Raw genomic sequence first — 10,978 nt, 5'->3', positions numbered from 1 at the left:
AAAAAAAAAAAAAAACATTACCAACCACAATGATAATGAATAATTTAAAAAAACAAAAAAACAATATATAATATATGAATACAAAATTTGAAGATTTAAAAGCAAGTGTACAGGAAATTATAGATTTAATTGCGGCTAAAAATGACAGAGAAGCCAATAATAAGTTATTGGAAGTAAATGATGTATTAGACGAATTACTTGATTTTGCAGAAGAAGACGAAGACTTGAGAGAAATTAGCCGTTATCAGGTTTTACTGAATCAGCTTCATGTGAAAATCAATGGAGAAGAGCAGGTTGATGGAGAATAAATGTTTTTGCGATACAGGATTATTGTTTAAAGACTGTTGCGGATTATATCTTGAAGGCAATCAAAAAGCACCGTCTGCATTGGCATTAATGCGTTCGAGATATTCGGCTTATGCAACCCACAATGCGGATTATTTATTAGAAACGACTTATATAGCTGAACGAAAATATTATTCGAAATCAGAAATCCTAAAATGGGCAACCAGTAATAGATGGCAAAAACTTGAGATTTTAAGTTTTACAGAAAGTACGGTTGAGTTTAAGGCTTATTTTCTGAATGCCGAAAACAAACCCCAGACACATTATGAATTTTCTACTTTTAAATTCGAAAACGGGGCATGGTTTTATGTTGATGGAAAGTTTGAATAATTCTTACTCTTAACAGTGTTAACCTTATATTTTACTTCAATTTTTTAACTAAAAATTAATAAACGTTTCTTTTTTCATAATTCTAAAATAGTGTAATTTTAGGATTATGAAAAACGAATTTAAAAAAGGTTTTTATTTTAAGACATACGAAGCCCCGTTTCAGTCTCCGTTTGAAAAACTTTTTGGCATTTTCAAAGAGCTAATCACCCATACTTCGGGCGATTTTGATGAAGCTATAGACTGGCTTCGGGAGTTGGACAAAGAATATAAACTTACCGACGAGAACTACACAATCGATGATTTTATCGAAGATTTAAAAAAGAAAGGTTACATAAAAGACGAAGCCAAAGAGGATGGAACACCAGGTTTTGGAATCACTGCTAAAACAGAACGTGCAATCAGGCAGCAGGCTTTAGATCAGATTTTCGGAAATTTAAAACGTTCCGGAAACGGAAATCACAAAACCAAGCATGCCGGAAATGGCGATGAGCATACCGGAGAATTCCGTGAATTTAATTTCGGCGATGGTTTAGAAAGAATTTCTTTGACTGAAAGTTTGCGAAACGCACAAATCAATAATGGTGTTGATGGTTTTAAACTTACCGAAAATGATTTGGTTGTCGAAGAAACGCAGTACAAGGCACAAATGAGTACAGTCCTCATGATTGATATCAGCCACAGTATGATTTTGTATGGCGAAGACAGAATCACTCCTGCCAAAAAAGTAGCAATGGCACTGGCCGAATTAATCACTACACGTTACCCAAAAGATACGCTGGATATTTTGGTTTTTGGAAATGATGCCTGGACAATCCCGATCAAAGATTTACCTTATTTACAAGTTGGCCCTTACCATACCAATACTGTTGCCGGTTTGCAACTGGCCATGGATATTTTGCGAAGAAAGCGAAACACCAACAAGCAAATTTTTATGATCACAGACGGAAAACCAAGCTGCGTGCGCGAACGCGACGGTTCCTACTATATGAACAGTAACGGGCTTGACGAATATATTGTAGATAAATGTTACACACAGGCACAGCAAGCCAGAAAATTACATATTCCGATTACAACCTTTATGATTGCAAACGACCCTTATTTACAGCGTTTTGTGAATCATTTTACGGAAGCCAATCAGGGAAAAGCATTTTACACCGGACTTAAAGGTTTGGGTGAAATGATTTTTGAAGATTACGAAACAAACAGAAAAAAACGCATACGTTAATTAATTATCTGCAAAAAAATACAAATCGATATTTCAATAAAAATGGAAATAAACAACATAAAAACATTAGGAGAATTAAAAGCCTCAGGGTATAAAAGTATAAGTATTAAAGACGAATTACGAAATAATCTCCGTGAGAAAATAAAATCAGGGAAAGCAGTTTTTGAAGGAGTTCACGGATTTGAGAATACGGTAATTCCGGAATTGGAAAGAGCGATTTTATCCCGTCATAATATTAATCTCTTAGGACTTCGCGGTCAGGCTAAAACACGTTTGGCACGAAAAATGGTCGAATTGCTGGACGAATATATTCCGTTTGTTTCAGGTTCAGAAATTAATGATGATCCGCTGAATCCGATTTCACGTTTTGCGAAAGACCTTATTGCTGAAAAAGGAGACGAAACACCTGTTTCGTGGTTGCACAGAAACGAACGTTTTTTCGAAAAACTGGCAACTCCCGATGTTACCGTTGCCGATTTAATAGGTGACGTTGACCCCATAAAAGCAGCAAATTTAAAACTGTCTTATGCAGACGATCGTGTAATTCATTTCGGAATGATTCCGAGAGCAAACCGCAGCATATTTGTAATTAATGAATTACCTGATTTACAAGCCAGAATTCAGGTGGCACTCTTCAATATTTTGCAGGAAGGCGATATTCAGATCAGAGGTTTTAAACTGAGAATGCCGCTTGATATGCAATTTGTTTTTACGGCAAATCCTGAAGATTATACAAACAGAGGAAGTATTGTAACGCCACTAAAAGACAGAATTGGTTCCCAAATCTTAACACATTATCCGGAGACCGTAAAAATTGCCAGAACAATTACGGAGCAGGAAGCCAAATTAGACAAAAATCAAAGTGATGTTGTATATGTGCCAGGCCTTGCGAGAGATATTTTAGAGCAAATTAGCTTTGAAGCCCGTGAGAGCGAATATATTGACAACAAAAGTGGTGTAAGTGCGAGAATGAGTATTACTGCTTTTGAAAACCTGATTAGCACCGCAGAACGACGTGCCTTATTATCAGGTGCGGATACAACTATTTTGCGTTTGTCTGATTTTGTTGGAATTATTCCGGCTATTACCGGAAAAGTAGAATTGGTTTATGAAGGAGAGCAGGAGGGAGCGGCATTTGTTGCACAAAGCCTTATCGGATCTGCAATTCGTACCTTGTTTTCTGAATATTTCCCTAAGATTGAAAAACTCGAAAAACCGGGCGAAAAAACACCTTATACAGATTTAATTGAATGGTTTTTTGCCGAAAGTGGTTTTGAATTACTAGACGATTGTTCTGATGCTGAATATCAGGCTATATTGGATGAAGTAACTCCGCTTGAGGATTTAATTAAAAAATATCAGCCTCAGCTCGATAAAAAAGACCAGTATTTTATGAAAGAATTTATTTTGTGGGCATTGGTCGAATACAGAAAACTAAGTAAAGACCGTTTTGCAAAAGGACATCAGTTTAAAGATACATACGGAAGTTATATCAGTAAATTATAACGAGTCTAATAAATTATAATATCTTATCAAACCCGACAGTACCGAAGCTTCGTGACTGTCGGGTTTATTTTTAATAAATTTTTTATTTATTGAGAATAAGCCCATTACCAGTTTTATTTACTCTACCTTGCTCCGTTGGCTGTATTTGCAGTTTTCCCAAAATAAAAATGGAAAATAGTTTCGAAGATTTGATTTCGAGTTATATAGAGAATAAAGTAGGCATATCAGAACATTTTTTGAGTCCGGAATTAGCAAATCATTTAAAACAGAACTTACTGGATTTAAATGAGAAAAGTCTGCTCCTCGCCGCTGGAATCGGAAATTCCAAAAAACTTTCTTACGATTCTGCCATCAGAAGTGATTCTATTTATTGGCTGGATAAAAGCCACAACAATGTTTTTGAAAATGAGTTCTTTGCTCAGATTGATGCATTCATTGTTTATTTAAACGAAAGTTGTTACGCCGGAATTACAGGATATGAGTTTCATTATTCGTTATACGAAACTGGCGATTTTTACCGCAAACATTTGGATCAGTTTAAAAATAATCCTGACCGGAAATATTCTATGATCAGTTATTTAAATAGTAACTGGAAAGAAGAAGACGGAGGAGAATTAATGATCCATCAGGAAAATAACAATCAAAAAATTGCACCAACCCAGGGCAAAACCGTTTTCTTTAAAAGTAACGAACTGGTTCACGAAGTTTTGGTGACGCAAAATACCAGAATGAGCATTACCGGCTGGTTAAAGAGCGATTAATTTCTTCTTTTTGAAAGTACAAAAGAGATAAACCTTATTTTTGTACTTAAAATTTAATTCTATGTTATTTCTTATTTTAAGCATAATCTGCAGCGTAATTGTTGGTGTAATTTTTAAAATCACCCGAAAATACAATACCAATCCAATTCAAATTGTAGCTTTCAACTATGTATTTGCCCTGATATTATGTTACGTAACTTTTAAACCTGATGTTTCTGAAGTTCATACCACTGCTCCGTGGAATATTTATCTTGCAATAGGAATTTTACTGCCGGTTGTTTTTCTGTTTCTTATCTCATCCATAAAACATATGGGAATTGTAAAAACAGATGCAGCGCAGCGTTTATCGCTATTTATTCCGATTTTGGCAGCATGGTTTATTTTTAAAGAAGAATTCAACTCTTATAAATTAACCGGATTGATAATTGGTTTTGTTGCGCTGTTATTCATTTTAAGGAAAAATTCCGGAAACGATCAGAATAAATGGATTTATCCCACCGTTGTTTTATTCGGTTTTGGAATAATCGACATACTTTTTAAGCAAGTGGCACTTTACACTGCTTTGCCTTATACAACCTCTCTGTTTGTAATTTTTGATATTGCTCTAGCCATTTCCTTACTTGTTGTGGTGTATTCTTCGGTAATTAAAAAAGTAAAATTAGAACTGAAAAATATCCTTTTCGGAAGTTTGGTTGGTCTTTTTAATTTCGGAAATATTCTTTTTTACCTAACAGCACACAAAGCATTCTCAGAAAACCCGTCAACTGTTTTTGCCGGAATGAACTTGGGAGTTATAGTTTTAGGAAGTCTGATTGGCCTGCTTTTTTTCAAAGAAAAATTATCCAAAATTAACTTCGTTGGAATATTTTTAGCCCTTATTGCTATCATTTTTATTGTTTTTTCTCAATTGAAATAAAAAATAATAATTTGTAAGCTCCTTATTTACAGTGTTTTTTGTAGTAAAATTCATTTTCTTTTAAATTAATTCTACTAATTCCATAGAATATATAAAGTAATTTGTAAATTTGCCTTGACAATGAAAAACTATAGCCAAAATATTGTTCCGTTTATATGCAGCTTTGCGATGTGCTGCATGATGAGCAACGGAATGAAATGGCCTTAATAGAAAATGGACTTGTTAGTTATTTTTTTTTTAGCCTTTCATGCACCATGAAAGGCTTTTTTTAGAATTAGTAAAAAAATTAAAGAAATGAGATCAAATAGAAATAGGAATATAATGATGCAATCCTGCCGGATCAAAATTCCATGTTGTGTCTGTATAGTAGTTGAAATAATACAATAGCTCTTTTACAAGGTAATGAGCAAATTAAATTGATTAACCCAAACTAAAAAGAAATATATCATGAGTGCAGAATTAATTAAACAAAATCCCTTTCAATCTATGATTGATCGATTTAATATTGCAGCAGACATTCTGAATCTGGAAGAATCCATAAGGCAGAAATTGCAGCGTCCGGAAAAACAGATTGTCGTAAACTTTTCTATAACACTGGATAACGGAAGTACACAAAACTTTGAAGGGTACAGAGTGATTCATAACACGGCCTTAGGCCCGTCAAAAGGCGGAATCCGTTATGATAATTCGGTAAACTTAGACGAAGTAAAAGCTTTAGCGGCCTGGATGACCTGGAAATCTGCCGTAACCGGAATTCCTTTTGGAGGTGCAAAAGGCGGTATTATTTGTGATCCAAAAAACCACTCCAAAACAGAACTTGAAAAAATAACAAGAGCGTATACTAAAACCTTAGCAGATATTTTCGGACCGGAAAAAGATGTTCCTGCACCGGATATGGGTACAGGTCCAGACGAAATGGGCTGGCTAATGGATGAATTTTCATTAGTTCACGGAAAAACCATTCATGCTGTCGTAACAGGAAAACATCTGCATTCAGGTGGTTCTCTGGGCAGGGTAGAAGCGACAGGCCGTGGCGTTAGTATAGTAAGTCTTCTGGCACTTCAACGATTAAAAATCAGACCTGCGAGAGCAACTGCTGCGGTTCAGGGATTTGGAAATGTCGGTTTGCATTCGGCTTTGTTTTTATACCAAAAAGGAGTAAAGATAGTGGCAGTAAGTGATGTTTCAGAAGCATTTTATAATCCGGAAGGACTGAATATCCCGGAACTGATTTTATACTATAATTTAAACAATAAAAGTATTAAAGGGTATCCGAATTCGGTTGCCATCAAGCATGAAAATCTATTGCTTTTGGATGTTGATGTCCTGATTCCGGCAGCTAAAGAAGATGTTATTACGAAAAGGAACGCTGCCGATATTAGAGCCAAAATTATTGTTGAAGGAGCAAACGGACCGGTTTCTTCTGATGCTGATGCAATTTTGCACGAAAACAATGTCCTGGTAATTCCTGATATTCTGGCAAACGCCGGCGGAGTAACGGTTTCTTATTTTGAATGGCTTCAGAACTCTCTTTTGGAATCATGGAGAATTCACCAGATCAATACAAGATTGGAAGATATATTGGAGAAAAGTTTTGAAACTGTTTTCAGAACGGCAGAAAAATACAATGTTACGCCCCGTATTGCGGCTTATATTCTTGCTTTGCGAAAAGTTGCTGATACACAGTCGGTAAAAGAAGTGGCACTGGACGCTGTAAAGTATAAACAGAATTAAAAATCCGCTCTGTATTAGATTAAGATAATTTTCACTGGTAAATAGTATTTTCAGAAATATTTATCAGTGAAAATATTTTCTTTTAAAGTATTTATGAATCAAAATGTAATTTTTTAAAATGGAACATATTAATTTTCTTGCTTTCGCAATGCCTGCTTTTTTTCTCTTTTTATTTATTGAGTACAAAATAATGCAGCGTAGAAAAAGACCGGAAATTTTCAATTATGAAAGCTCTGTTTCGAACATTAGTATTGGTATTGCGGAAAGGTTAATCAACTTATTTATTGCTGCAAGTTTTTATCAGTTGTATTATTTTATCTATGACAATTATCGAATTTTTGATATTTCGACAAGTATCTTTGTCTGGTTTGCCTTAATTCTGGCAACTGATTTTGTCTGGTATTGGTATCACCGATTAGGTCACGAAGTCAATTTTTTCTGGGCAGCGCATATTGTGCATCACCATAGTGAGGAATTTAATTTTACTGCCGCAGCCAGAATTACTACTTTTCAGGCGATTGTGAGAACCGGTTTTTGGTGTGTTTTGCCGTTTGTAGGTTTTCATCCAAAAATGGTCATTACCATGCTGATTGTTCATGGAGCTTATTCTTTCTTTACCCACACGCAGCTTATCGGAAAAATAAAATGGCTTGAATATGTTTTTGTAACGCCTTCTGTTCATGGAGTTCATCATGCTTCTGATGAAAAATACCTGGACAAAAATTACGGGGATATGTTTACTTTTTGGGATCGCCTTTTCGGAACTTTTCAAACCGAAGAAGAGAAACCAAAATATGGACTGACACATCCGCTCAAAAGCTATAGTTTCCTTTGGCAGCACTTTCATTACTATTTCGAAATTTATGAATTAATGAAACGTTCAAAAGGCTTTAAAGAAAAATGGAAAGCCGTTTTTGGAAGCCCGGCGCATATGGATCAGGATATCAGGCCTATTCTGGAAAAAAGATTCTTGCAGGACAAAGCTTGCCCGAATCAGCGGCTTCGTTTCAAAAATTACTTATATATACAGTTGGGAATCTGCACGTTATTTTTAACTGGTTTTACTTATTATTTTGATTATTTAGAATTGTACGATAAGATTTTTGTACTTTCTTTTATCCTGCTTACTCTGGTCAATTGCGGTGCATTGTTAGAGCAGCGCAAATGGATGTACTACCTGGAATACGGACGTATTTTTATGATCACAACTTATTTTCTTTACGAAGAGGATTTAACGATATTTCTGTTTGTACCGCTTGCCGTTATGATTTTTGCCGAACAATTGTTTTCTCTTAGTAAGCGTTATCAGAATGTAGTGCTTCAGCTGGAACCTTCAGAATAAAATATATTTCTTTCTACAAGGCTTTTAAAATCTCCAACGGTTGAAACCTTTGGCAATGTTTTTACCATTGTATCCGAATGTATGATTTCAGAATCGAGCCTTTAGAGTAAAAAATAGCCACGACTTCACGAATTATTTCAACAACAAATTCGTGAAGTCGTAGCAAAAGCTTAGTACCTCAGAACCTCAGAGCCTTAGCCCCTCAGCCCCTAAATCGTCTTAATCGCCATAATCTTTTCTTCAAAAGTATCTTTGAAATCCGATTTGCTTTTGATTCTTGTTTTGTACGTGTATATTGTAGCCACAGAAAGTTCCAGAAATTCTGCCATTTGACTGCTGTCCTGGATTCCTAATCTGTACAAGGCAAATATGCGAAGTTCGGTATTTAGGAGTTCGCCTTTCTTTACAATACATTTATGATCATTTGGAAATAAATGATTAAAATCGGTTACAAAAGTCGGGAATAACTTCAGAAAGATTTCATCAAACTGATGGAAGAGATTTTCCCGTTCTTCTTTTACATTATAACGCTTTAGGCTCGCAATAACTTCATCGGTTTTCTTGGTAATAATTTTATGAAGCGTGCTTTTCTGAATATGGTCTATTTTATTAATGAAAGCCGAAGTCGCTTTAATAAAATATGTGATATATTCTTCTTTAATAGCATTGGCCTCACTAAGGCTGATATTCATTTCCTGCAGCTGACTATAGGAAGAAGCCATGATTTTTCTGGCTTTGTTTCTTTCTTTTAATTGTTTGAAAATAATAATCAGAAACAAAATGATTATTACCGTAAGTATCGTGAGCAGAATAATGATTCTTTCCAGTTTATCATTTTTGTCCTTTACATTATTAAGCTGTGCCTTTTCAATAATAGGTAATATCGATGAAATCTCAATTTTGCGATGCCTCGCGTTGTAGAAAGTCGCATCGTCCATAGCAATGTTGATATATTCATTGGCTTTGTCCAGATATCCCATTTTAAAAAGCTCGTTGGCCAGGTTTCGCAAGGCTACCGTTTCTTTTGTGGCATTTTTGACATCGGCAATAGCGGCAAGTGCGAGATAATAAATCGCCTTTTTTGTATAGCCTCTTTCTGAATATATATACCCAAGGCTTGATGTCGCAATTCCGTAATAATCAGGCGGTAAGTCATAATTGTTGATCCAGTAGCTAAAAGCAAATTCAGCGCCGCGCCAGTCTTGTTGTTTTAGTCTTTTTAAACTCTCGGCAGCCCAGTATTCATTTGTGTTAGTTCCGATTAATTCCAGGGCTTTTTTCAGGAAATGATTTCCCTGTTGTACATAATGGATATTAAATCGCTGATCGCGGTTGTAATCGGCTAAATCGTAATAAGCACGGGCTTTTATATTATAGTATTCAAATTTGTTTTTTAAGTCCAGCTTTTGGTCGTCAATGACATTCAGAGTATCAATGGCTTCTTTAAACAAACCCGAAGAGAGCAGTACAAAACCTTCCTTAATACGGCTTTTGGCTAAAAACTTGGGCTCTTTCAGCGCAATTGCCTTGATTTTTGCTTCTTCTAAATAATAATAGGCAGAATCATATTTAAAGGATTTGTACTCCTCAAACAATGACATATAACAATTATAAAGCGCTTCATTATTTTGGCTCAAAGTAAACTTTGACACATTTTTTTTTAATGCTCCAATCTTTTGATATTTCTTTTTGAGATACACCTCTTTTTTGAGGAGCACTTTATCTAATTCTTCTAAAACAGGATTGGTCTCTTTCGCAGTTAGAGAAAAACCCGCTATGAAAAAATATAGAATCAATATTTTTCGCATGGTTATGTTTTGGTTTTAAGGTAAAAATAGTTTTTTGGTTAGTTGAGTTAATTCGTTTTTAATTCAAAAATAAGTCTGAGAGTTAACGACCGGTTATTTTTGAAATTTAGCAAATTTAGACGTAACCCACTTAAAAACAAGTGTTGTTCGTTTAAAAATAGGGTTTAAATGTTAAAAGTAGTCTAATAATTTGCAATTATACAATAAAAAGCAATTATATATGTATATAGTAAAAAAAATATCACGTTTAATTTCCATATTGTCATTTATACCATTATTTATTTGCCGTTTTTCATCTAAACAACGTCTTGATTTTTTGTGTTTTTTAAATTATATAAGTTATTGATAGTTAAATACTTAAATATAAAAATACTTGATTTCTATCTTGATTTTTATCAGATTTTTTTTTTAAGATTTATTTAACTTATAGCTTCGCTCTATCCTTTCGGGATAAAAAAAAACTAACAATCAAACCAAAATTTTATGAAATGTAAAAGTATTTATTGGTTGGCTGTTGCGATGTGTTTATCAGTTATTAGCTGCGACAACACTGACGACGGAAGCCACGTTGATCCGATTACCATCTATGAAAAAGTAAATGGAAATTGGGGATTGACAAATCTGAAAATGGTTGATGAATTTGCAAAAGCAAATAATATCCAGCCAAACGAAGAGAACTTGAGCACCTATTTTAATTACGAAGATTTTAAAATCAATTTCAGCGTAGATGAAAAAAACAGGCCAACAAGTTATGAAGTAACAGGAAATGTTCCTCCATTATTTGCTCCAAAAGGATTTTGGGCGCTAAGCTCAGACTTTCAGCAGACCAACGCAAGTGCAGTAAAAATCTATTTGTACAGCGATGCCCAAAAAACTCAAAAAACAGATGAACTCCGTCTAATCTCGGTTCCCGGGAAAAATGACGAAATGCAGCTTCAATTGGTGCGTACTTCGGGCGGGGCAGATTTTGTGTCTTATGTATTCAAATTAAATGCTATTAATTAAGAAGTA

At 34.7% G+C, this 10,978-nt stretch carries 10 protein-coding genes; 9 read left to right on the top strand and 1 reads right to left on the bottom strand.

Annotated elements, in window-relative coordinates; all coding sequences use genetic code 11:
• Positions 1-74: 74 nt before the first annotated feature.
• From DCO46_RS13755 to DCO46_RS13720, 8 genes are all read left to right on the top strand, one after another.
• Positions 75-308 carry a hypothetical protein gene (locus DCO46_RS13755; protein ID WP_116753090.1) on the top strand — a complete coding sequence of 78 codons (234 nt, stop codon included), beginning with the start codon at positions 75-77 and terminating at the stop codon, positions 306-308.
• Positions 280-675 (top strand): YchJ family protein, encoded by a 396-nt coding sequence (locus DCO46_RS13750; protein ID WP_116753089.1) that lies wholly within the window; start codon positions 280-282, stop codon positions 673-675. Before DCO46_RS13755 ends, DCO46_RS13750 begins: the two co-directional genes overlap by 29 nt.
• Before the next feature lie 106 nt (positions 676-781).
• Positions 782-1,900, top strand: a complete 1,119-nt coding sequence (locus DCO46_RS13745; RefSeq protein ID WP_116753088.1) for a vWA domain-containing protein — start codon at positions 782-784, stop codon at positions 1,898-1,900.
• Positions 1,901-1,942: 42 nt separating this feature from the next.
• On the top strand, positions 1,943-3,406 hold the full coding sequence (locus DCO46_RS13740) for an AAA family ATPase (protein ID WP_116753087.1): 1,464 nt from the start codon (positions 1,943-1,945) through the stop codon (positions 3,404-3,406).
• A gap of 167 nt (positions 3,407-3,573) precedes the next feature.
• Positions 3,574-4,167 carry a 2OG-Fe(II) oxygenase gene (locus DCO46_RS13735; RefSeq protein ID WP_116753086.1) on the top strand — a complete coding sequence of 198 codons (594 nt, stop codon included), beginning with the start codon at positions 3,574-3,576 and terminating at the stop codon, positions 4,165-4,167.
• 61 nt (positions 4,168-4,228) lie between these two features.
• Complete coding sequence (locus tag DCO46_RS13730) at positions 4,229-5,083, top strand: DMT family transporter (RefSeq protein WP_116753085.1); 855 nt, start codon at positions 4,229-4,231, stop codon at positions 5,081-5,083.
• Between the two features lie 447 nt (positions 5,084-5,530).
• The gene (locus DCO46_RS13725) at positions 5,531-6,817 is read left to right on the top strand and encodes a Glu/Leu/Phe/Val family dehydrogenase (protein ID WP_243416315.1); all 1,287 of its coding nucleotides are present in this window, start codon (positions 5,531-5,533) and stop codon (positions 6,815-6,817) included.
• Between the two features lie 118 nt (positions 6,818-6,935).
• Positions 6,936-8,159: a sterol desaturase family protein gene (locus tag DCO46_RS13720; protein ID WP_116753084.1), complete on the top strand. Its 1,224-nt coding sequence runs from the start codon at positions 6,936-6,938 to the stop codon at positions 8,157-8,159.
• Positions 8,160-8,368: 209 nt separating this feature from the next.
• Here the strand turns inward: DCO46_RS13720 and DCO46_RS13715 are convergent, their stop codons facing one another.
• Complete coding sequence (locus DCO46_RS13715) at positions 8,369-9,967, bottom strand: DUF6377 domain-containing protein (protein WP_116753083.1); 1,599 nt, start codon at positions 9,965-9,967, stop codon at positions 8,369-8,371.
• A 483-nt stretch (positions 9,968-10,450) separates the two neighbouring features.
• On the opposite strand from DCO46_RS13715, the gene DCO46_RS13710 reads away from it, so the two are divergent.
• The gene (locus DCO46_RS13710; protein ID WP_116753082.1) at positions 10,451-10,972 is read left to right on the top strand and encodes a DUF5004 domain-containing protein; all 522 of its coding nucleotides are present in this window, start codon (positions 10,451-10,453) and stop codon (positions 10,970-10,972) included.
• Positions 10,973-10,978: the final 6 nt, after the last annotated feature.

This window comes from Flavobacterium sp. HTF (genome assembly GCF_003105115.1).
In the GTDB taxonomy this organism is placed as follows: Bacteria; Bacteroidota; Bacteroidia; order Flavobacteriales; family Flavobacteriaceae; genus Flavobacterium.
This window is presented reverse-complemented; position numbering and strand designations above follow the sequence as displayed.

What these genes read in the sequence shown, in the direction of transcription:
- DCO46_RS13755 (WP_116753090.1), top strand. Translation starts at nt 75, where the DNA reads ATGAATACAAAATTTGAAGATTTAAAAGCAAGTGTACAGGAAATTATA.
- DCO46_RS13750 (WP_116753089.1), top strand. Translation starts at nt 280, where the DNA reads ATGGAGAAGAGCAGGTTGATGGAGAATAAATGTTTTTGCGATACAGGA.
- DCO46_RS13745 (WP_116753088.1), top strand. Translation starts at nt 782, where the DNA reads ATGAAAAACGAATTTAAAAAAGGTTTTTATTTTAAGACATACGAAGCC.
- DCO46_RS13740 (WP_116753087.1), top strand. Translation starts at nt 1,943, where the DNA reads ATGGAAATAAACAACATAAAAACATTAGGAGAATTAAAAGCCTCAGGG.
- DCO46_RS13735 (WP_116753086.1), top strand. Translation starts at nt 3,574, where the DNA reads ATGGAAAATAGTTTCGAAGATTTGATTTCGAGTTATATAGAGAATAAA.
- DCO46_RS13730 (WP_116753085.1), top strand. Translation starts at nt 4,229, where the DNA reads ATGTTATTTCTTATTTTAAGCATAATCTGCAGCGTAATTGTTGGTGTA.
- DCO46_RS13725 (WP_243416315.1), top strand. Translation starts at nt 5,531, where the DNA reads ATGAGTGCAGAATTAATTAAACAAAATCCCTTTCAATCTATGATTGAT.
- DCO46_RS13720 (WP_116753084.1), top strand. Translation starts at nt 6,936, where the DNA reads ATGGAACATATTAATTTTCTTGCTTTCGCAATGCCTGCTTTTTTTCTC.
- DCO46_RS13715 (WP_116753083.1), bottom strand. Translation starts at nt 9,967, where the DNA reads ATGCGAAAAATATTGATTCTATATTTTTTCATAGCGGGTTTTTCTCTA.
- DCO46_RS13710 (WP_116753082.1), top strand. Translation starts at nt 10,451, where the DNA reads ATGAAATGTAAAAGTATTTATTGGTTGGCTGTTGCGATGTGTTTATCA.